The 21,617-nt window shown below is 64.6% G+C and carries 19 protein-coding genes; 9 read left to right on the top strand and 10 right to left on the bottom strand.

Annotation, left to right across the window (positions count from 1 at the left end; all coding sequences use genetic code 11):
• Positions 1-15 precede the first annotated feature (15 nt).
• Positions 16-4,131 (top strand): sensor domain-containing phosphodiesterase, encoded by a 4,116-nt coding sequence (locus AC0L20_RS06705; protein ID WP_473287911.1) that lies wholly within the window; start codon positions 16-18, stop codon positions 4,129-4,131.
• On the opposite strand, the gene AC0L20_RS06710 is transcribed toward AC0L20_RS06705, so the two are convergent.
• The 4 genes from AC0L20_RS06710 to AC0L20_RS06725 all read right to left on the bottom strand — a co-directional run bounded on the left by AC0L20_RS06710 (position 4,105) and on the right by AC0L20_RS06725 (position 8,994).
• Positions 4,105-4,446, bottom strand: a complete 342-nt coding sequence (locus AC0L20_RS06710) for a hypothetical protein (protein WP_473287912.1) — start codon at positions 4,444-4,446, stop codon at positions 4,105-4,107. The genes AC0L20_RS06705 and AC0L20_RS06710 overlap by 27 nt on opposite strands.
• Positions 4,447-4,730: 284 nt before the next feature.
• Entirely contained in the window at positions 4,731-5,537 is an 807-nt protein-coding gene (locus AC0L20_RS06715; RefSeq protein WP_473287913.1) for a WecB/TagA/CpsF family glycosyltransferase, read from the bottom strand.
• Entirely contained in the window at positions 5,530-7,902 is a 2,373-nt protein-coding gene (locus AC0L20_RS06720; RefSeq protein WP_473287914.1) for an exopolysaccharide transport family protein, read from the bottom strand. Before AC0L20_RS06720 ends, AC0L20_RS06715 begins: the two co-directional genes overlap by 8 nt.
• Before the next feature lie 291 nt (positions 7,903-8,193).
• On the bottom strand, positions 8,194-8,994 hold the full coding sequence (locus AC0L20_RS06725) for a class I SAM-dependent methyltransferase (RefSeq protein ID WP_473287915.1): 801 nt from the start codon (positions 8,992-8,994) through the stop codon (positions 8,194-8,196).
• Between the two features lie 394 nt (positions 8,995-9,388).
• Here AC0L20_RS06725 and AC0L20_RS06730 point away from each other — a divergent pair, with 394 nt between their 5' ends.
• Positions 9,389-10,417 carry a glycosyltransferase family 2 protein gene (locus tag AC0L20_RS06730; RefSeq protein WP_473287916.1) on the top strand — a complete coding sequence of 343 codons (1,029 nt, stop codon included), beginning with the start codon at positions 9,389-9,391 and terminating at the stop codon, positions 10,415-10,417.
• A 15-nt stretch (positions 10,418-10,432) separates the two neighbouring features.
• Here the strand turns inward: AC0L20_RS06730 and AC0L20_RS06735 are convergent, their stop codons facing one another.
• Entirely contained in the window at positions 10,433-11,419 is a 987-nt protein-coding gene (locus AC0L20_RS06735) for a glycosyltransferase (protein ID WP_473287917.1), read from the bottom strand.
• A gap of 246 nt (positions 11,420-11,665) precedes the next feature.
• Between AC0L20_RS06735 and AC0L20_RS06740 the strand changes: the two genes are divergently transcribed.
• From AC0L20_RS06740 to AC0L20_RS06750, 3 genes are all read left to right on the top strand, one after another.
• Complete coding sequence (locus AC0L20_RS06740; protein ID WP_473287918.1) at positions 11,666-12,730, top strand: glycosyltransferase; 1,065 nt, start codon at positions 11,666-11,668, stop codon at positions 12,728-12,730.
• Positions 12,731-12,770: 40 nt separating this feature from the next.
• The gene (locus AC0L20_RS06745) at positions 12,771-14,171 is read left to right on the top strand and encodes an O-antigen ligase family protein (RefSeq protein WP_473287919.1); all 1,401 of its coding nucleotides are present in this window, start codon (positions 12,771-12,773) and stop codon (positions 14,169-14,171) included.
• A gap of 65 nt (positions 14,172-14,236) precedes the next feature.
• On the top strand, positions 14,237-15,382 hold the full coding sequence (locus tag AC0L20_RS06750; RefSeq protein WP_473287920.1) for a GNAT family N-acetyltransferase: 1,146 nt from the start codon (positions 14,237-14,239) through the stop codon (positions 15,380-15,382).
• Positions 15,383-15,425: 43 nt separating this feature from the next.
• Here the strand turns inward: AC0L20_RS06750 and wrbA are convergent, their stop codons facing one another.
• From wrbA to AC0L20_RS06765, 3 genes are all read right to left on the bottom strand, one after another.
• Positions 15,426-16,025: an NAD(P)H:quinone oxidoreductase gene (gene wrbA / locus AC0L20_RS06755; RefSeq protein ID WP_473287921.1), complete on the bottom strand. Its 600-nt coding sequence runs from the start codon at positions 16,023-16,025 to the stop codon at positions 15,426-15,428.
• 83 nt (positions 16,026-16,108) lie between these two features.
• A complete protein-coding gene (locus AC0L20_RS06760; RefSeq protein WP_473287922.1) occupies positions 16,109-16,807 on the bottom strand; it encodes a pirin family protein in 699 nt (232 codons plus the stop codon).
• 36 nt (positions 16,808-16,843) lie between these two features.
• Positions 16,844-17,596 carry an SDR family NAD(P)-dependent oxidoreductase gene (locus AC0L20_RS06765; protein WP_473287923.1) on the bottom strand — a complete coding sequence of 251 codons (753 nt, stop codon included), beginning with the start codon at positions 17,594-17,596 and terminating at the stop codon, positions 16,844-16,846.
• 117 nt (positions 17,597-17,713) lie between these two features.
• On the opposite strand from AC0L20_RS06765, the gene AC0L20_RS06770 reads away from it, so the two are divergent.
• Both AC0L20_RS06770 and AC0L20_RS06775 read left to right on the top strand, forming a co-directional pair.
• On the top strand, positions 17,714-18,649 hold the full coding sequence (locus tag AC0L20_RS06770; protein WP_473287924.1) for a LysR family transcriptional regulator: 936 nt from the start codon (positions 17,714-17,716) through the stop codon (positions 18,647-18,649).
• Positions 18,650-18,706: 57 nt separating this feature from the next.
• Complete coding sequence (locus AC0L20_RS06775) at positions 18,707-19,228, top strand: REP-associated tyrosine transposase (protein WP_456767679.1); 522 nt, start codon at positions 18,707-18,709, stop codon at positions 19,226-19,228.
• Between the two features lie 60 nt (positions 19,229-19,288).
• On the opposite strand, the gene AC0L20_RS06780 is transcribed toward AC0L20_RS06775, so the two are convergent.
• Positions 19,289-19,546, bottom strand: a complete 258-nt coding sequence (locus tag AC0L20_RS06780; RefSeq protein ID WP_456767680.1) for a hypothetical protein — start codon at positions 19,544-19,546, stop codon at positions 19,289-19,291.
• A gap of 154 nt (positions 19,547-19,700) precedes the next feature.
• Between AC0L20_RS06780 and AC0L20_RS06785 the strand changes: the two genes are divergently transcribed.
• The gene (locus AC0L20_RS06785) at positions 19,701-20,684 is read left to right on the top strand and encodes a Bug family tripartite tricarboxylate transporter substrate binding protein (protein ID WP_473287925.1); all 984 of its coding nucleotides are present in this window, start codon (positions 19,701-19,703) and stop codon (positions 20,682-20,684) included.
• 95 nt (positions 20,685-20,779) lie between these two features.
• Positions 20,780-21,130: a hypothetical protein gene (locus AC0L20_RS06790; RefSeq protein WP_473287926.1), complete on the top strand. Its 351-nt coding sequence runs from the start codon at positions 20,780-20,782 to the stop codon at positions 21,128-21,130.
• Here AC0L20_RS06790 and AC0L20_RS06795 read toward each other — a convergent pair.
• The gene (locus AC0L20_RS06795) at positions 21,127-21,603 is read right to left on the bottom strand and encodes a YbaK/EbsC family protein (protein ID WP_473287927.1); all 477 of its coding nucleotides are present in this window, start codon (positions 21,601-21,603) and stop codon (positions 21,127-21,129) included. The genes AC0L20_RS06790 and AC0L20_RS06795 overlap by 4 nt on opposite strands.
• Positions 21,604-21,617: the final 14 nt, after the last annotated feature.

Raw genomic sequence — 21,617 nt, forward strand, 5'->3', positions numbered from 1 at the left:
CCGGGAGCTGAGATCGTGCCGACGACACTCGCGCGCACCTTTGCGGCGTTGAGCGCCATCAACGAAGCGATCCTCTACGCGAAATCGCCGGATGAGCTGTACCAGAAGGTCTGCGACGCCGGGTTTGCGAGTGGAGACTTCATGGCCGTGGCCGTGTTCCTTGTGGAGCCGGATGGCCATAAGCTTCGCTTTGCCGCTGGTCGCGGCGATGACGTGGCGCGGCTGAGCGCGATCGAGATCACCACGCAGGCTGGCACGCCGGAAGGCCTGGGCGTGGGCGGCGAGGCGTTCCGCAGCCAGAAGCTCTGCATCAGCAACGATTTCCTGAACGATCCGCGTTCGCTGGCATGGCGCAACGGCGCGGTGGCGGCGGGTGTCGGCGCGGCCGCGGCGCTACCCCTGATCTGCATGGGACGCAGTATTGGGGTGTTGTATGTTACGCGGTCGGGCGCCGGCTCGCTCGACGAGGCGATGGTCTCGTTGTTCGAGCGGATGTCGGCCAATATCTCTCACGCGCTGGAGAGCTTCGCGACCGAGGGAGCCCGCCTGGATGGCGAGCGGGCAGTGCGGCGGCTCAACCGCATGTTCGGTGCGCTCAGTGCGACGAACGAAGCAATTCTGCAAGCCAGCACTGAGCTGGACTTGTACCAGCGGGTCTGCGACGCCGCTGTTTATAGCGGCAAATCGCTTGCCACTTTCGTTCTGCTGCACGAGCCGGATTCCGAATGGCTGACGCCGGTGGCAGCGACCGGACATAATCTGGATCTGATCAGACAGTCGCGCTACTCGATTGATCCGGAGAGTCCCTACGGCAAGGGCATCTCCGGCGAGGTGTTCCGGACCCAGCAAGCGATCGTCGAGGACGACCTCGTCAATCGTACCAAGGGGACCACCTGGGAGCAGGCCAACGTCAATGCCGGCGCCGTCGCCTGCGTGGCTGCTCCCTTGATCAAGCGTGGCACCAGCATCGGCGTGCTGTTTTTCTTCGTGAGCAAAGCCTGGGCGAAAGACGAAGGCATCGTCGCATTGTTGCTGCGCATGACCGAAAACGTGTGCTTTGCGCTCGAGAACTTCGACCGCGACAAGGAGAAGGCCCAGATCGCCTTGGAGGAGGATCGGCTGGCGCGCATGTACGCGGCGCTAAGCGCGACCAACGAAGCCATTCTGCGGGCAAGGTCGCGCAGCGAACTGTTGGATCTGGTTTGCGAAGCCACGGTGCACGGCGCCAAGTTCGCCTCGACCTCCATTGCATTGCTTGACCGCGATGCGGGACTGCTTCGTGTTGTCGCGTCCTTCGGACCGAATGCCGAGGAAGTGCGATCCTTCAGACTGTCGGTCAGCGACAAGGAGCCGGAAGGACGCGGGCTGACCGGCACCGCGTTCCGGACGCGGCGGCCCTGTATCAGCAACGACGTCCTGGCAGACGCCCGCCTCAAGCCTTGGCACGCCAGCGCGCATCGCAATGGCATTAGGTCCTCAACCGCGATGCCGCTGTTCAACGGCGACAGCGTCGAAGGCGTATTCCTGTTCAATTCGCCCGAGTGCGGCACTTTCACGGACGAATTCGTCGAGCTGTTGCGCAAGCTCCAGGCCAATGTCGCCTTCGCGTTGGAGAACTTCGACCGTGCCGACGAGAAGGCGAAGGCCGACAGGCAGCGTGACAGGTTGAGCGGCATGTTCGAGGCGCTGAGCGCGACGAACGAGGCAATCATGCGCGCCAAGACGCGCGAGGAGCTGTTCGAAGGGGCGTGCCAGGCAGCCGTGCTCGGCGGCGTATTCGCCTCGGCGACAATCGGCATTATGGACGACCAGCGTGAACTCGTTCGCGTGGTTGCCGTGAAGGGGCGCCTCCAGGAGCGGATGGTGGGACGCACCTGTTTTGTTTCCGCCGACCATCCTGAGGGTCGCGGAATCATAGGGATGTCGCTGCGGACCCGCGGGCCCAGCGTGATCAACGACTATCTCCACGACCCCCGAGCGGCGCATTGGCACTCTAAGGCGATCGAAGATGGAACGCGAGCAGCTGCCAGCTTCCCGCTGCTGCGCGCCGGCCAGGAGCCGATCGGCATTCTGCTTTTCCTCGCGCCGGAAGAGAATACGTTCACACCCGATATGGTCGAGTTGCTCGGGCGCCTCGCCGAGAACGTGTCATTTGCACTCGATAATTTCAATCGCGCAGAGGAAAAGTCCCGCAACGAGGCGCGGACGGAGCGTTTGGCTCGCATGTTCGCGGCGCTGAGCGCGACCAACGAGGCGATCATGCGGGCGAAGTCGCGCGCCGAACTGTTCGACCTCGTCTGTCTCGCCGCATCGAACGGCGCCAAGTTCACCTCGACGACCATTGCGCTGGCCAGGGCCGACAGCGACCAGCTGGAGATCGTGTCGAGCGCCGGACCATCGTCTGACACCACGCGCAATGTCCGCCTGTCAATCGACCCCGAGCGTCCCGAGGGGCGCGGAATGAGCGGCACGGCGTTCCGCACCCGCCAGCCCTGCATCAGCAACGATTATCTCAACGACGATCGCGTCCGCGCCTTTCATAGCATCGTCCGCAACGACGGCGCGCGGTCGGGCGCGGCTTTTCCGCTCGTCGCGCACGATCAAGCCGTCGGCGTCATGATCTACATGTCCACCGAGCCGGGCACCTTCACGGCCGAGTTCGTCGAGCTGTTGCAGCGCCTCGCCGACAACGTCTCCTTCGCGATGGAGAATTTCGACCGGGCCGACGAGAAAAACCAGGCCGACGAGCGAATCGAATACCTCGCTTCGCACGACAGCCTGACCGACCTGCCGAACCGCGAGACCTTCAACGGGTTGCTGCATGAGGCGATCGACGAGGCGCAGCGCCACGATCGTCGCTTTGCGGTGCTGTTCATCGACCTCGACCGTTTCAAAGTCATAAACGATTCGCTGGGCCACGAAGCCGGCGATCTGCTCCTGCTCGAAGTGGCCAACCGGCTGCGTGGTGCGCTGCGCGCAACCGACGTGGTGGCGCGGCTCGGCGGCGACGAGTTCGTGGTGATCCTCGATCAATGCGGCGAGATCGACGACGTCCAGCGCATCGCGACCGGGCTGTTGACGGCGCTTGCGGAGCCCATGGAGCTAGCGGGGCACGAGTGCCACACCACTGCCTCGATCGGCATCGCGATGTATCCGGCCAACGGCTCCGACGTGCAGACGCTAACCAAGAACGCCGACATGGCGATGTATCTCGCCAAGGAAGACGGCAAGAACGGCTATCGCTTTTTCTCCAAGGAAGTGAAGACGCAGTCGATCGAGCGGCTGTCGTTGGAGAGTGCGCTGCGCCGCGCGCTGGAGCGGCATCAGTTCACTTTGAACTACCAGCCCAAGGTGGACATGGTGACCGGCCAGATCACCGGCGTGGAGGCGTTATTGCGCTGGGCGCATCCCGATCTCGGCAATATCTCGCCGGCGCAGTTCATCCCGCTGGCGGAGGAAACCGGACTGATCGTGCCGATCGGCCGCTGGGTGATGAAGGAGGCCTGCGCGCAGGCCATGGCCTGGCAGCGACGCGGCCTGTTGCCGGTATCGATGGCGGTGAACCTGTCGCCGCGCCAGTTCGTCGACGAGCATCTGTTGCAGGACGTCGACGAGGCGCTGGCCGCAAGCGGCATGTCGCCGGTGCTGCTTCAGCTCGAAGTCACCGAGAGCATGATGATGCGCAACGTCGGGCGTGCGCTCAAGGTGCTCGACGCCATTCAGAGCCGCGGCATTCGCCTGGCCATCGACGACTTCGGCACCGGCTATTCGTCGATGTCGCTGATGAAGCATTTTCCGATCGACACCATCAAGATCGACCGCTCTTTCGTGCGCGACTTGCCGCAGGATGCGGAGGATCAGGCAATCGCGCAGGCGATCATCAGCATGGGCAAGGCGCTCGGCATGACCGTGGTGGCGGAAGGCGTCGAAAACGCCGAACAGGAGGCGTTCCTGCGCGCCCATGGCTGCGACGAGATGCAGGGCTTCCTGATCTCCAAGCCGGTGCCGGCGCGGCAGATGGCCGAGCTGCTGCGGCCGATGGAGCTGCCCGGCACGCCGCCGCTCCAGCCGGAGCTGGACCATGCCGCCACCGCGGCCGCAGCGCTACGGTTGAAAAGCGCTGTCGTCTGATGGCTGCGGCTGAAGCTCGCGGGCGTCCTCGCCCCTGATCTCCGCCTTGCGTGGAAAATCATCCGGCCAGGGAAGCGAAGTTTGTTCGGCGAAGAGCGTGATCAGGACATGCGCGCCATCGGCAAAGCTCGAGCCGTCGCCAAGGCCGAGCTCACGACACCACGCCTGTCGCATCGGCTCGTGCGTGTCGAGCACGGCCATCGCCGGGCCCCACCACCAGGCCGGCGCCGCCGACCGTTCGTGCTCCGGCACGGCATGCCAGAGGACGAGCTCGTCCATCATGCGCTCGAATTGCAGGCTTGCAGCCTGATGCATTCGTTCCGTGCTCCCTTGGGTCGCGCCTGAAAGCAGGCCGATGCGCGGACTCGATCGTGGCCTTCGCTGTGAAAAGCTGGCTCGCACTTTTGGCTGAGCCGATTGTGCCGCTCGTGTCGGCGGCCATACAAAAACATGCGGCGGCCGGGAAAGTTGCCGACGCCGACTGTGACAGTCTCTTTAGCCGCTTATGAGCCCGACCCGCAAGCCGCAATACCGGCGCCGCCGGCGCTGAAATAGCGCAGGCGGGGCTGATAACCGGCGGCGGTCATGTCGTTGTCAACTCAGCGATTAAAGGGTCGATTGCGGCTGAACAGCAGATAGATCGCGCGAGGATTGGTGGTCAAATAACGCCAGAACAGGCGGCGGGGCTCGAGCAAGGTGCGCCAAGCCCATTCCAGCCCGATCTTCTGCATCCATCGCGGCGCGCGCGCGCGGCTGCCCGACAAGAAGTTGAACAGGCCGCCGGATGTCTTGATGACGCCGACATTGGTGAGATGCGGGGTGAATTCCTCGACGAACGCCTGCTCGTTTGGCACGCCCAGCGCAACCCAGAGATAATCCGGCGCGAGCGCGTTGATCTCGTCGACCTTCGCGCGCAGCGCATCGCCACGGAGATACCCGTGGCTGTAGCCGACGATCTTGAGGTTTGGATACATCTTTCGGACGTTCGCGACCGCCGCGGCGTTCTCGTCCTCGCTCGCGCCGAACATGTAAAAGGTGCGGCCGACCGCTTCGGCCTTGCGCGCGACGACGTGAAACAGATCCGTCGTGGCGACGCGCTCGGGCAGCGGAAACCAGGATTGCAGCCTGGACGCCGCCACCAGCGGCTGACCATCGGCGTTGATGAGGTCGGCAACGCGGAACAGGCGTTCGGTCTCCGGTTCCGTCGAGCACCGCGCCAGCACCTCGCCATTGGCCGAGGTCAGGTGCAGCGGACGGCCGATGCGATGGCGCGGATCGGTCGCCTCGATCATGAAATCTGCGGTCGCTTCCAGGTCGAGTGCGGCCATGCGAAGGCCGCCGATGGTGATCCGCGGCACGTCGGCGGTTGCGGCCCGGCCATCGAGATTGATGCGGCGCTCAAGCATATTGTCTGCCTCGTTGGCGAGCTTGGGCCATAGGGGTGAGTTCGTCGAGCACGACGCCGACGAGCTTGCGCTCGGCGCGGCCGAGCGTGCTCAATATCTCTTCCAGGCCGTCGTTGATGTCGAGGCTGGTCGGCAGCACCGCCACCACCGCGTCGGCATCATCGAGCAGCTTGCGGCTGCCGGCCGTGAGTGGCGCCGCGGGGCCGTCGAGGATCACGAGGTCATAACCGCCGGCGGAGCGCGCCTGCTCGATGGCCTTGCGGATGGCGTCAGTGGCCTTGGTTGCGTCGCCTTCGGCGGCCGGCAATACCGAGATGCCGTTGAGTGTCTTGATCTCGCGTGCGGCCTTGCTGCCGATCGAAAGCCATCCGACCTTGCTCGGCTCGCTCTTGCCGGGACGGTTGACCTTGTTCGAGAGCGAGTGCGCCTGATGGTCGGCATCGATCATCAGCACCCGGGCGCCGTCGCGCGCGGCCGCGAGCGCGAAATTCAGCGCCGTCACGCTGCGCCCGGTGGTCTCGCTGGCACCGACGAGCGCGATAACAGGCATTGTCTTTCCGCCGGCGCGCCGGGCCGCCGTAGCGCGCATGTCGCGCCAGGCGTTGAGCAGCGTCGTCAGTGGAAAGCCGGGGCGCAGCGTCGGCCAGCCCAGCCGAGTGAGGTCGATGCCGCCGCCGGTGGCGAGAATGGCACCGAGCGTGTGGATGACGTCGGCCTCCTGGAGGCGCGCGATCAGCGGCTTTTCGATCAGGGGCTTCTCGACCATCGAAGGTTGCAGCGGCGGGGCGGCGAGTTCCGGCAGTGCCTCCGCGACTTCCGGGGCTCGCGAGACCGGCTGGGGCCGGGCAGTCTCCGGCGCCCGCGAAGGCTCCGGAGCTCGCGGAGCTTGCGGCAACGGAGTCCGATTGGGCCGGGCCGGCGCCGGCGCCGGCACGAACGCACCGGCGAACAGCAGTTCGGCCGCGACGAACCAGCTTGATGCAGCGATTGCGCCGAAGATGAAACCGATCATGGCGAACAGGCTCATCGCCGGCGGGAACGAGCGCCGCTGCGGCACCGTCGCTTCGCCGATGATGCGGGCCGCCGAGGTGTTCAGCGTCTCCTGCTCCTCGGTCTCGCGCGAGCGCTTGAGGAAGGATTGATAGACGTCACGGCTGGCATCGGCTTCACGCTCGAGCTCGCGCAAGCGCACGGCGGCCTGGCTGAGCTGGACGCTCTGCCGCTTCTGCGCCTCCAGCGCCCGGCTGAGCGAGGCTTCGAAGTCGCGGGCGCGCGTCAGATCGTTCTTGGCGGACTGGGCGAAGCGGTCGATCTCTTCGTTGATGGTGCGCTTGAGATCTTCGACCTGCTTCTCGGTCTGGCGCAGCGCCGGATGACGCGGGCCGAGCTCGCCGGCTTGCTCCGCATATTTCTTGCGCGCATCGGCATATTGCGCGCGCAGGTTCGCGATGGTCGGCGATTGCAGCGCCTCGGAGTTTGCGCCTGCATCTGCCGTGGTGCGTCGGCTCGCCTCGATCTGGTCGAGGCGCGCCTGCGCGTCCATCGTCGCGGCGCGGGCGGCGGAAAGCCGCTGGTTGCTGGCGGAAAGCTGCTGGTCGCTGATCAGCGCGTCCTGGGTGCCGACGAAATTGTTCTGGGCCTTGTAGGTCGCAAGCACGGTCTCGGCGTTGCGCAGCCGCTCGCGCAGCTCCTTCAGGCGGCCGGAGAGATCGTTGGTGGCGCGCCGTGCGGCCGACGCCTGCGAGTTGCGGGATTCCGCGAGGTAGGCACTGGTCAGCGTGTTGGCGAGCATCGCCGCTTTCGCCGGATCGGTCGACCAGACCTCGATGTCGACGATGAAGCTCTTTTCGGTCTTGCGGATCGTGATGTGCCGGTTCAGCGCCTCGAGGGCGGCGAGCTGCACTTCCTTTTTCTCCGTGGCGGAGGGCGCTTGGGGCTGAAGGCCGATCAGGCCGAGCAGCGACGACATCACGCCTTTGCCATCTGCCCCGCCGAATTCGGGGTCCTTGTCCAGATCAGCCTGCTGGATCACCTGGAGCAGCACGCTGTTGGAGGTGATCAGGCGCGCCTGGCTCTCGACCACCATCGACATGCCGGAGACGTCCTGCGCGCGAGGCGTTAGCTCGCGATCGACGAGCTGAAGCTCGCGCGGGTCGACATAGAGCTGGGCGGTGGCGGTGTAGCGGAGCGCCAGGCTCTTGCCCACGGTGACGGCAAGCGTCGCACCGAGCAGCGCGGCAACGGCAATCGCGATCTTCCGCCGCCAGAGCAGATTGACCAGCTCCAGCACGTTGAAACCGGCCTGAGGCCGTTGCTGCGGAGCCTCCGGTCTGGCCCGGTCTATCGGCTGGTTGTAGTCAAGCATGATCCCCAGCTTTCATTCCAAGTGCCGCGTGCTGAGGGGGTACTCTTCGCTCTACGCCACGCACCTCAGATATAGGTGCCCACTCAACGCAACAGGGAAAATTAACCATACTCATTGAGGGACTATTCACCGAAATGGCAAACAAAGCGTTTAAGCGCATGCCACTCTTCGACGCGTCGTCGTGACGCGTGCGATGGCGCGGTCCTTCAGAGATTAACGGTTCGTTACCGCGTGCGTCGTGGCCGCGAGGGTTCGCTGGTCTTGCCATCGGCCGCGCGCGCACCATGGCCGTCAGCTTTTCCGCAGGATGACGTGATAATCGCCGCGGCGGACGTCGGTCCCGCGCGGGAGCACGGCGTTGAGCACGGCGGCGCCGGCGTCGACCAGGGCTGCGAACAGCGGCTTGCGCCGGCGCATCTCGGGATAGCGCGGGCTCTCGACCTCACGGCGGTAGATCATCTCGAGGCCATTGGCGGCGGCGAACGCTTCGAGCGCCGGCAACGACACCAGGGGATGGAAGAAGGTCGGGAACGGCGGCTCGCCCGGCAAGCCGGCATCCTTGATGCCTCGAATATGCCGGTAGAACCAGACGTGGAACCAGTGCGGCGAGTATTTGGTGACGACTCCGGACAGCGAACGCGGATTTGGCGCGCCGATCAGGATCATCCCGCCGCGCTTGAGCGCGTCGCGGAAATTCAAGAGTGCGGCGTCGACATTGGGAAGATGTTCGATCACGTTGTAGCAGATCACCAGATCGAAGGTTCCGCGCCCGAAGCGGTAGGTCTGGACGTCGCCGAGGATCGCTTCGTCCGCGTAGCTGTTGTTGCGAACCTGGTCCTCGTCGATGTCGACGACGGTGACCTTGCTGCGGCTCAGCAACTCCGGTGGCAGTACGCTGCACGAGCCGCCGCCGGCTTCGTAGGTGGCGAGCTGGCCCTGCGGCAGTTCTCGGCGCAGCACGTCGTGGACGGCGAGCAGGCTATCGCGGGCTTCACCGGGGACGAGATCGTGCAGCGCCTGAGTGTGGGTGATGGCTGCGGGAATTTGGACCGCCGTGGCTGTCGCGAAATCGATCGTGGTTGGCTTGTTCATTTTTTTCCGACCGCGCTTGTTCGACTTAAATTTACAGGAAAAATCTCGTCTACCCGTAGAGCAAATCCGATGCCGCGACGCTTCACCCGTCGCAGTGCTTACGGTCAGGTTAATGAGCATGTGCGTTAACTACGGTATCGTCCCCGCCAGCCGCCATCGGCACGCCGGACCGCGAATTGCAGTATTACGCGCGCAAGGTTTCGCTGCAGAAACACCCGGAAGCAGTTAAGTGCATGGATGGCGGAAAATCGGCGGCGTGGCCCCGTCGCGAGGCTCAAACCGGCCGTTCATTTTGGGACGTTCCTGTCCCGCGGCGATGTGCCGTCGCGGGACGGCGCTGATCCCAGGGATCGAAGCAGGGCTTTTTCAATCTATCTCGGACATCTAGAACGTCATGACATTGATCCCGACAGACCTGTCCGCCACGCGTATCTCGGATGCCGTGCGCGATCCCAACCGGGAGATCGCGGCCAGCTCGCGGATTATCGACCTGTCGGTTGGTATCGTCGTCTGCATCCCCTGCTTCCGCCGCCCGCAGCATCTGCGGTTGACGCTGGACTCGCTCGCGAGCCAGCGCACCCCGCGCTCCTTCGCCGTCGTCATGGTCGAGAACGATGCGGTGCGGCGCGAAAGCGCGCCGGTGGCCGCGGAATATCTCGCCCATGGCAGGCTTCAGGGTGTCTGCCTGGTCGAGAAACGGCAAGGCAACGTTCAGGCGATCAACGCCGCGTTCGAGACGGCGCTGGCGCTGTTTCCCGCCGCGACCCGGTTCCTGATGATCGACGATGACGAGATCGCCTCGCCCGATTGGCTCGAGCTGATGGTCCGCACCGCGGAGGCGACCGGCGCCGATCTGGTCGGCGGGCCGGTGCTGCCGGTCTTCGAGGACCGGAGCATGCCCTGGCTTTCGCGCCATCCCGTTTTTTGTCCCGCCTATGATTACAGCGGCGCTGTGCCCTTGATCTACGGCTGCGGCAATTGCCTGATCACGCGTGCGGCGTTCGAGAGGTTCGCCCGGCCCGCCTTCGACCCGCGCTTCAACTTCCTCGGCGGCGGCGATTGTGATTTCTTCGTGCGGTGCCGCGATGCCGGCATGACGTTCCACTGGACGGCGGAGGCTGTCATCACCGAGACGGTGCCGCAAAGCCGCACCAGTTTCGGCTGGATCGTGAAGCGAGGCCTGCGCATCGGCGCGATCAATTATCGTGTGCAGGCCAAGGCCGCGCAGGGCGCGGCGGCGCGCGTGTGGGTGTTTGCGCAGATGCTCGGGAGGTTGCCGTTGTCGCTGGTGCGCGCGGCCGCTTTGCTGAAATCGTCGAAGGCCGTCGTCGCGATGCATCCCGTGATGGTCGCGCTCGGCTCGGTGCTCGCCGCGTTCGGCATCGAGCCGAAGCCCTATGAGGCCTCGAAGATTGTGTCCTGACGCCGAGGCGGCGGGCTAAATACCAAAACAGGCGAGGGCGACCCTGACCGCGGAGCGTGGCAGCGACTTGAGCGAGCGGCGCCCGACCATCCCGAGATAGGCGAAGGCCTGGCGATATCTGCCGAAGCGGACCGCCTGCATCGCCGAATACGTGACGAGATGAACCTCGGCGGCCTGGCGCAGCCCGGCTGCCATGCCCGCGGGCAGTCGCGCCATGATCAGCCCGTCGTCGAACACCCGCGCGATCGCCGGAAAGAAATCCTGCGGTGTCCGCACCGCCGCGTTCATGGTGTTGGCCGTATGCAGGCGGTAGTCGAGCAGCAGGTTTGGCGCAAACTCGAATTCGCCGATCGCAGCAAGACGGCACCAGCAGTGCCAGTCCTCGCAATATCTGAGCGAGACGTCGAAGCCACCGATGGCGCGGAAGGCCTCTGCACGTGCGAGCGCGATGCCGCCATTGACGATGAAGTTGCCGGCCGCGAGCCGCGCCAGCACGTCGCCGGACGGTTTGCTGCGTCCTTTCAGCAGATCCCGTCGGCCGATCTGCCGTCCCTCGCTGTCGATCGTGTTGTAGTCGCCGTAGACGAGAACCGCTCGCGGCGCACCCCGCGCAGCCGCCAGCAGCGCCGCGACCGCGCCGGGCCGCAGGCGATCGTCGGCATCCAGGAAGAGCAGCCATTGGCTGCTCGCATGGTGCGCGCCGAGATTGCGCGCTGCCGATACGCCGGCTGCGCCGTTGGTCATCAGGCGCAGTCGAGGGTCACGAATGGCGCGGACGATGGCGGTGGTGTCGTCGGTCGAGCCGTCGTCCACGACGATCACTTCGCTGACCTCGGCCTGCGCCAGTGCGCTGGCGAGGGTTTCGCCGACATAGGCCGCAACGTTCTTGGCCGGAATGACGACGGACACCGACGTGGTTGAGCCGACCTGCAGCGGGACGCGCGCCGCCGGAACGACGCGCGATGTCGCCGGTAATTCGAGAATTTCTTCCGCGGTGATCAAGATACGGCTCGCCTTTAACGGTCTGTTAACCAGGGCGCTTCTGCGAGTTGGTAATGCGATCGATCGCAACCTTGGCCGTCGCGGATGATACTCGCATTGAGAAAAAAACGTCGGCGCGAAGGCTGGCGCAGTGCTGGTTTCATCAATTAGCGTTAAGCCGCCGGCATTAAGCCTGTGGCAAATTTGGAAGAGTGCGACAGCCGGTCCCATGCGAGAATGCGCATCAGGCCGCCGCGGATGGACCCAGTGCCCGCAAAGACATTCGACTACGATCCCGACGACATGGTCCTCAACCTGTTCTACGAGGACAAGGACGATCGCTGGTTTCCCGGCGACCGGCATCTGCGCCGCGTGGCGCGTCGCATGCTGCTCGGCGAGCCGCGCATGAGCGGGCAGCTCCGCGTGTTCCTAAATCTCTGTGCGGGACTCGATCGGCTCGGTATCCGCTATCGCGTCAACGACTATGGCTACATCGCGCGGCATCCGGACGAACTCGCCTGCATCATCGGCCGCACCTTCCTGCTCGACAAGTTCGCCTGGAAAAATCCGATCCTGCTCGGCGTCGCCGCCCACAATCATCCACTCGACGATCCCGACCTGTTCAAGCGCCTGCCGGTCAAGAAGGTCGTGGTGCCCGGCCCGTGGTACGCCGACATGTATCGGCCGCACTGGCCCGACACGGAGGCCTGGCCGATCGGCATCGACACGGATCTCTGGGCACCGTCGTCGACGTCGCAAAAGAGCGTCGATGTCCTGATCTACGACAAGGTGCACTGGGACCGCGATCGCCATGCGGCGGAGCTGATCGAACCCATCCGCGCCCGGCTCACGAGGGAAGGCCGCTCGTTCACCGAGCTGCGCTACGGCAGCTACAAGGAGGAAGACTATCGGGCCGCGCTCGCGCAATCGCGTGCGATGATCTTCCTCTGCCAGAGCGAGAGCCAGGGCATTGCCTACCAGCAGGCATTGTCTTGCGGCGTGCCGGTGCTGGCCTGGGATCCCGGCGGCCCGTGGCGGGACCCCGACTATTATCCACATCGCGTCCAGTTCGCGCCGGTGTCGTCGGTGCCGTACTGGGACCATCGTTGCGGCGCCAAGTTCGTCGACATCGCAGGGTTCGAGGCGGGGTGGGACGAGTTCTGGGCCGGGTGCGCCGCCAATACGTTCGATCCGCGCGGCTTCGTGCTCGACAATCTCACGCTGGAACAGCGCGCGCTTCAATATTACGAAATCGCGCGGAGCATCGTGCGGCAGCAGGCGCCGCAGAGCTCCGGCGGACTGGTTGACGGATGCTTAACAGGGATCGGCTAGGACTTGGAGCTTCCCCCGGCTTCACCACCAGTCTTGAGCCATGGATCGCAGCGCCACTGACATGACCGACGTCGAGGCCCGATCGTTCGGCCACGTCCTGCGCGACGGGCTTGCGGGGGTCAACGCCGTGCGGGCAGCGCGCTGCCTCGTCGTAGTCGCAGCGCTGCTCCTCGTGCTGGTGACGCTCGATCCGTTTCCGGACCTGCGCAGCGCGGATGTCGCCGCCGTGGTCGGCGGACGATTGGCGCTCACCTATGTCTCCTGGGGCCTACTGGCCGTGGTCGCGGTATTGTTGGTCGCCGCAACGGATGCGCCCGCGCTGAAGACGCTGGTGACGCCGCTGCATCTCTGCCTGGTCGGATGGTTGTTGATCAACATCGTCTTCTCCGAGAATCGCGGAGTCTCGATGCAGCGCTTCGTGCTCGCAGCCAGCGTGATGTCGCTCGCGGTGCTGTTGCCGTTGTTGCCGCCGACGCAGCGCAGCTTCAACCTGTGTCTCGGCGGCGCCGCGCTCGTATTGCTCGCACTCTGCTATCTCGGCGTCTTCGTGGCGCCGCAATACTCGATGCACACCGCACTCGACGTCACCGAGCCGCAGTTGGCCGGCGACTGGCGCGGCAGCTTTGGTCACAAGAACGTCGCTTCGCCGGTGATGACCATTCTGGTCTATGTCGGCATTTACCTGTCCGCCGTCGGTTCGTTCGTGATGGGGCCGGCCATCGCCGCGCTGGCCGGACTCTTCCTGATCTTCACCGGCGGCAAGACGTCGTCGGTGCTGTGTCTTGCGATCTACGCGCTCGCCTCGCTGGTCTGCGTGACGCCGAGCCTGTGGCTGAGGCGGATCATCTGCTTCGTGCCGCTGATCGTGATGAACCTGTTGACGGTCGGCAGCGTCCTGAGCCCGGCGCTCGGGGCGATGACGCGGCTGCTTCCGCTCGATCCCACCTTCACCGGCCGTTCCGCCATCTGGGAGTTCGCGCTCGCAGCTGTCGCCGAGAAGCCGATCATCGGTCACGGCTACGCGGCATTCTGGGACGACGTGACCGCGCGGCAGACCGTCCAGGGCGCCGAATGGGCGACGAGTGCGGCGCACAGCCACAACAGCTATCTCGACCTCGCGGTCACCATCGGCCTGCCGGGGCTGTTGCTGGTGATCCTCGTCTTCGTGCTCGCGCCGCTAGGCAATTTCCAGACCGCCCGAACTCACAACCGCAGCGGTGCGTTGGCTAAGCTGTTCCTGACCGTGTGGCTGTTCGGCCTGTACTACGGGGCCACCGAGACCTTCCTGCTCGAACGGCAGAATCCGATCTGGTTCATGTTCGCTGTTGCCGTGGCCGGCCTGCACTTCCTGGCCAGGTTCCAATGCGTTGCGGAAACGGAACCGGACGACTTGTCGCAGCCGGTGCCGCCGCAGTGGCATCGGCTTAACGATAAGCAATGAGGTCACTTGTGGCCGCGACAAAACATAATCTATCTGGAAACACCCAGTAATCGCATGTCCCGCGGATGACGATCCTCAGCGTCGAGCAACCAGATGGTCTTGTGTCCAGTACGTCGGGAATCGCGGTCGATTTCGTGCGTGACTGGCAGCGGGCCGCATCCCGCCTGAACGCAGGCCATCGCACCGCATTCCAGCATGGATACTGGCTCGGCGCCTGGTATGAGGCGTTCCACGATTTCTCGCCGCTGATTGCATTGATCTCCGATGCCACGACGGGCAGGGACATCGCAATGGTGCCGATGATCAGCCATCTCAGGCGCGGCATCCGCATCGTCGAATTCGCCGATTTCGGCATCTCCGACAACAACGCGCCGATCCTTGCGCTCGATGCCGCGTTGGACGCCGCGGCGACGGAGGCGATCGGCATGGCGCTGATCGACGCATTGCGCGCATTGCCGGACCGCTTCGATCTGCTGCGCCTGAAGAAGATGCCGGCCCAGATCGGCGGCAGGCCGAACCCGCTGGTGGCGCTCGGCCGGATAGGATCCTGCTCGCTCAACGGCAACGTCGTGCTGACCGGCGACGACTATGAAGCTTACCAGGCCTCGATCAAGCGCATGCAGATGCCGCGCTGCTGGCGCGTCTTCAGCCGTCACGACGGCGCGCGATTCGAGATTGCTACCGATGTCGCGCGTGCGCGCGAGCTTCTGGACGTGATGGATGCCCAGCAGCAGGCGCGCATGCGGAAGCTTGGTTCGCGCTTCGTCCTCAACGACGAAACCCATGCGCAGTTCTATCGCGAGGTCGCCCGTCAAGGCGTCGCGGACGGTTACGCCGTCATCTCGGCGCTGGTCTGCGACGAGGCCGTCGTCGCCACCACGCTCGGCGTCAGGTTTGGTGCGACCTATTTCCTGCTGCGCATCAGCCACGCCGGCGATTCCTGGTCGAGCTGCTCGCCGGGGCTGCTCGTGACCGAGCGCACCATGGCGGCGCTGCATGCAGATGGCGTGCGCCGTTTCGACCTCAGCATCGGCAACCAGGATTACAAGCGCCGCTTCGGCGCCGAACCGGTGCCGCTGACCGATGTCAGCGTCGCGCTGTCCTGGCGCGGAATGCCCTTCGCGTGGCGTGACCACGCCGCGCAGGGCCTGCGCCGTTATCCCCGGCTCGCCGCCTTTGCGGCGAAGGCGATTGGCAAGGGGACGCGCTGACGGGCGCTCCCCTCGCATCAGACGTGCAGCTCAGCCATGTAGCTTAACCGTGCAGCTTCCTGGCTGTCTCCGCGATCTGGCGGCCCTGATAGCGTGCACCTGCAAGTTCGTTGGCGCTGGGCTGCCGGCTGCCGTCGCCGCCGGTGATCGTGGTGGCGCCGTAAGGTGCGCCGCCGGTGACCTCGTCGAGCTTCATCTGGCCGGCAAAGCCGTAGTTCAGGCCGACCACGACCATGCCGAAATGCAAGAGGTTGGTGATGATCGAGAACAGCGTCGTCTCCTGGCCACCATGCTGGGTCGCAGTCGATGTGAAGGCGCCGCCGACCTTGCCGTGCAGCGCGCCCTTGGCCCAGAGCCCGCCGGCCTGGTCGAGGAAGTTCGCCATCTGCGAGGCCATGCGGCCGAAGCGGGTGCCGGTGCCGACGATGATCGCGTCGTAGTTTGCGAGGTCCTCGATCTGAGCGATCGGGGCGGCCTGGTCGAGCTTGTAATAGGAGGCTTTCGCGACCTCGGCCGGCACCAGTTCGGGCACGCGCTTGATGTCGACGGTGGCACCGGCTTCGCGCGCGCCTTCCGCAACGGCGTTGGCCATCGCTTCGATGTGGCCATAGGCGGAATAATAAAGGACGAGAACTTTGGTCATGATGGTCTCCGTTGGATGCAGATTTGATGGGTTGGTGCCGGGGGCGTCATGCCGGGACGGGCCCCGGCATGACGAAGGCGTTGCTAAGCCGCGTCGACGAGCACGATCTCGGAATCTTCCAAGGCCGTGATCTTCAGCCTGTCCTCGTCGCGGATCGCGGCGCCGTCGCGGGCGTTGACGCGCACGCCGTTGATCTCGACTGACCCCGCCGCGGGCACGAGATAAAGGTGCCGTGACTTGTCCGGCGCGTACTCCGCGCTCTCGCCCGCCTTCAGCGTGGTGGCGAGCACCCGCGCATCGGCGCGGATCGGCAAAGCGTCCGTATCATTCTCGAAGCCGCTCGCGATGGTGACGAGCTTGCCGGAGCGGTCTCCTTTCGGAAACGGCTTCGAGCCCCAGGTCGGCTGTCCCCCGCGCGCGGTCGGCTCGATCCAGATCTGGAAGATGCGTGCCTTGGTCGGCTCGAGATTGTACTCGGAGTGGCGGATGCCGCTGCCGGCGCTCATCACTTGCACGTCGCCCGCTTCGGTGCGGCCTTCGTTGCCGAGGCTATCCTGATGAGTGATCGCGCCCTCGCGCACATAGGTGATGATTTCCATGTTGGAATGGGGATGGGCGGGAAAGCCGGTGTTGGGTGCGATCTCGTCGTCGTTCCACACCCGCAGGGCTCCGTGACCCATGTTGTCGGGGTCATAATGGCTTGCGAAGGAGAAATGATGCTTGGCATTGAGCCAACCGTGGTCGGCGCCGCCGAGCTTTGAGAAGGGTCTGAGTTCGATCATCTGCGTAATTCCTTGTTTGAGCGGGTGGCGCCTTGATCAGGCGCCGAAACCGCCGTCGACGTTGAGCACCGTGCCGGTGACGAAGGAGGCTTCCGGGCTTGCGAGGAAGACGATTCCGGCTGCGACTTCCTCGGGGCGGCCGAAGCGCTGCAGCGCGTGCTGCTTGCGCTGGGTCTCGGCGAACTCGCCGCCGTCCTTCGGGTTCATGTCGGTGTCGATCGAGCCGGGCTGCACCACGTTCACGGTGATGCCGCGCGGACCGAGGTCGCGCGCTGCGCCCTTGGTGTAACCGACCACGGCGGCCTTGGTGGCGACGTAGTCCGCAAGACCCGGGAACGAAGCGCGGTCGGCGAGCATCGAACCGACGGTGACGATGCGGCCGCCTTCGCCCATCAATTGCGAGGCGGCGCGGATCGCCGCGATCACGCCATGCACGTTGACGGCATCCTGGCGGGCGAGCGCTTCGGTGTCGGCATTGGCATCGTCAATCGCGCCGCCGCTCGCGACGCCGGCATTGTTGACGAGGATGTCGAGATGGCCGAACTCCTTCGCGACGTCGTTGACGAGCTGCGTCACGTCCTTGGCCGAGGCTTGGTCCGCCTTGAAGGCGCGCGCCTTGACGCCCCGGGCCTTCAACTCGGTGACGACCGCTTCCGCCTTTTCGGGCGAGGCGACATAGCTGATGGCGACGTCCGCGCCTTCATCGGCCAGTGCGCGGGCAGAGGCCGCGCCGATGCCGCGCGAACCGCCGGTGACGAGGGCAACCTTGCCTGAGAGCTTCTTGGTCATTGGATTTCTCCAGTCCTGAATTTCTGATGGCCCTTGGATAAGCCTCCACCTGTGGTATAGGAATAGAAACTGTTGAAACCTATTGTTTCCTTAAACAGTCCAATGGGATCCGCTTTCATGGCCAAACTCCCCGATTTCGAGGCACTCGCGATTTTCGCAAAAGTCGTGGAATTACGGTCGTTTGCGGGAGCGGCAGGCGAGCTCGCGATGTCCAAGGCGACGGTGTCCAAGGCGGTTACGCGCCTCGAAGAGCGGCTCGGCGCCCGGCTGTTCAACCGCACCTCACGCCGGCTCGCGCTGACCGACGCCGGGCACAAGCTCGCCGAGCGTGCGACGCGCCTGCTGTCCGACGGCGAGGCGGCGGAGAACGAGGCGCTGGCGCAATCGGTCGCGCCGCGCGGCCTGGTGCGGCTCGCCGTGCCTATGTCGTTCGGGATCAAGGCGGTGGCGCCGTTGCTGCCGGAGTTCTTCGAGGCTTATCCGGAGGTCTCGGTCGATCTGCATCTGAGCGATGCGACCATCGATTTGATCGGCGAGGGCTTTGACATGGCGGTGCGGATCGCGCGGCTGCCGGATTCCTCGCTGATTGCGCGGCGGCTCTTCACGATGCCGCGCTTTACGGTGGCCGCGCCGTCCTATCTTAGGCAATACGGACGGCCGACGCATCCGATGCATCTGGCCGAGCACAAATGCTTCAGCTACGCCTATCTCTCGACGCCCAACGTCTGGCACTACACCAATGCGGCCGGCGAGCAGGCCAGTGTACGCCCAGGCGGACAGCTCCGCGTCAACAACGGCGAAGCGGTGATGCCGGCGCTGATCGCCGGCCTCGGCATCGCGGACCTTCCGGAATTCATCGTCGGCGAGGCCATCGCCTCCGGCGAGGTCGAAGTGGTCCTGAAGGACTGGAAGCAGGTCGAAGGCGCCGTGCATCTGGTGACGCCACCTGGCGGCCCGCGCCCCGCACGCGTCGAGGCGCTCGGCGATTTTCTCGCAGCGAAGCTGCCGGGTACTTGCAAGCGGCAGGCAAAGAAGAGCGAGCGAACAGCGTAGGTGCGGTAGGGTGGGCAAAGCGAAGCGTGCCCACCAATTTGATGCGAGGGATCGCAAGTGCCTCAGTATCGCCGAGCGCAAGGCAACATGTTCTTCTTCACCGTCGTGCTAGCCGATAGGTCAAGTACGCTACTCGTCGACCAGGTTGATCGGCTACGCCAGATCTACCGAACGGTCGGGCAACGCCGGCCGTTCGAGACCGTCGCGATCTGTATCTTGCCTGATCACCTCCATGCGATCTGGGCGTTGCCTGAGGATGACGCCGACTTTTCGTCGCGATGGAATCTGATCAAGGGCAGCTTTTCGCGAGGCTTGGAGATCGGCGAGCGTTCACTCAGTAAATCGAGGAAGCGAGAGAAGGGCATTTGGCAACGCCGATTCTGGGAGCACGTAATTCGCGACGATGCTGACTTGGAGCGGCACGTTGATTACATACACTTCAATCCTGTGAAGCATGGCCTCGTCACGCGTGCGCGGGATTGGTCTTTCAGCAGCTTCCATCGTTATGTTGGTCAAGGCACCCTTCCCGTGGACTGGGGAGGGGATGTGCGTGATATCGCAGGGCACTTCGGCGAATGATTGGTGGGCACGGCGCTTTGCGCCTTTGCCCACCCTACGGCATACCGCCCAGTAGTACGATTACGACACCGTCACATCATTACGCGCGACCACGCGCAAATTCGGCTTCAACGTTTCTTCCAGCTGCGACTTCAAATCATGGACACGCGGATCGCGCGAGCGCTTCGCGCAGACTGCGTATTGATGCACGGATTGCGCCAAGGCGCGTCGCGCTTCCGGCGTCTGCGTGACGTCGGGCTTTGAAAGCCGCAGGACGATGGCGGCGAGATTCACCAGCATCTCGTCCAGCGCCACGTCAATGGTCTGAAGTCTATTCATCCGCTCCACTCCTTGGGAGGCAACGGTAGAGTCCAGGGGGCGTTCCTGACCGGGCAGAACATGGATAATGCTTCGTTAATCCCGCCACGCGGCTTGTTCTTGCGGATGGTCACGCTAGGCTGGCACCGAAATAAGAAAACAGGGGGAATCTGCCATGGATCGACGCGATATCCTGCGCTCCGCTGCCGCATTGCCGTTGTTGCCTGTGTTGTCGAGCGTGGCTTTCGCGCAAGCCTATCCCGCTCGCAACGTCACCATGATCGTGCCGTTTCCGGCCGGTGGCCAAGCGGATCTTGCGGCGCGTCCCGTCGCACAGGCGCTGGAGCGAATCCTCGGCAAGGCTGTCATCGTCGACAACCGCGCCGGCGGTGGCGGTGGATCCGTCGGCAACGCTGCGGCGGCGCGCGCCGAGCCCGACGGCTACACGCTGCTGATGACACTGTCCTCGCTCGCGGTGCTGCCCGAAGCCGACCGGCTGTTCGACCGTCCGGTGGCCTACGAGCTCTCGCAGTTCATGCCGATCGCGCGGGTGCTGGCCGATCCCACGCTGCTCGCCGTGCCGGCCTCGGCGCCGTGGAAGACGGCGAGGGATTTCGTCGAGGACGCCAGGAAGCGTCCCGGCCAGATCACCTATGGCTCATCGGGGCCTTACGGCACGTTGCATGTGGCGATGGAGATGTTCGCGAGCAGCGCCGACATCAAGCTGCTCCATGTGCCGTTTCGCGGCGCCGGACCGGCGCTCACCGCGCTGCTCGGCGGCACCGTGCAGGCGATCGCCGCCGCACCGGGAACGCTGAAACCGCAAGTGGAGGACGGCAAGCTGCGCGTGCTCGGCAATTGCGGCGCCAAGCGCATCGCAAGCTTCCCCGATCTGCCGACCTTCCAGGAACTCGGTTACAAGGACGTCGAGATGTACATCTGGGCCGGGCTGTTTGCGCAGAGCGCGCTGCCGGCGCCGATCGCGACCCGCCTGCGCGAGGCGATGGCGCAGGTGATGACGAGCCCCGACGTGCTCAAGGCCTTCGAAACGTCGGGCAGTCTCGTCGCCTATCAGGACGCGCCGGCGTTTGCCGAGTTCGTGGCTATCGACAGCGCGCGGCTGATTACGGCGGTCAAGAAGATCGGCAAGGTCGAATAGGTTCCTGGCCCGTTTTCACAATTTTTTGTTGGTCCAGAACCTCTCCGCGTCTCATTGATTGAAGAGAATTCGAGAGACTCGCGAAGGAATCGGACATGCGAACAGAGCGGATTGCGCTGGGTGTGGCGCTTGCGATCGGCGGCATCGTCGCGCAGGGCGCTGCATCCGCTGAAGAGTATCGCGGAACCATGGAGCAGCAGATGGCCTGCACGCCGGATGTGTGGCGGCTGTGCAGCGACCAGATCCCTGATGTGAGCCGCATTACGGCGTGCTTGCGGCAGAATACGCCGCAGCTCTCCAGCGGTTGTCGCGCGGTATTCCAGTCCAACAATCAGATGCCGCCGCAGCAGCAGGTTCCGGGCAATCGCGCCGCGCCGGCGCCACGTTATAACAATGCGCCACCGCCTCCGGCGAACCAGCCCCGACCTTACGACGAGGATGATTAGCGCGCTTCGGATCTGACCTCGCAGACATCGACCCATTCAGCCGCGGTCAGCTCGGCCATCCGCTCCGGCGTGATGCGCACCGCGCTGTGGGTCGAGCCGGCAGCCGGCACCACCACGTCGAACGCCTTCAGCGAGACGTCGCAATAAACCGGCAGCGGTGATCTCAATCCGAACGGGCAGACACCACCGACCTCGTGGCCGGTGACTTCCGCAACCTCTTCCAGCCCCAGCATCTTCGGCTTGCCGCCGAACGCCGCCTTCACCTTCTTGTTGTCCATGCGCGAGGTGCCGGCCGCGACGATCAGGATCACGCGCTCGCCGATCCGCAACGACAGCGTCTTGGCGATCATTCCGGGTTCGACGCCATAGGCTTCGGCGGCCAGCGCCACAGTTGCGGAGCTGATCGGCGATTCCATGACTGTGATGTCGGGGGCTTTTTCGGCGAAGAAGGCGCGAACGGATTCCAGGCTCATTCCAGTCAGCTCAT

This window comes from Bradyrhizobium sp. Kon58 (assembly GCF_055807455.1).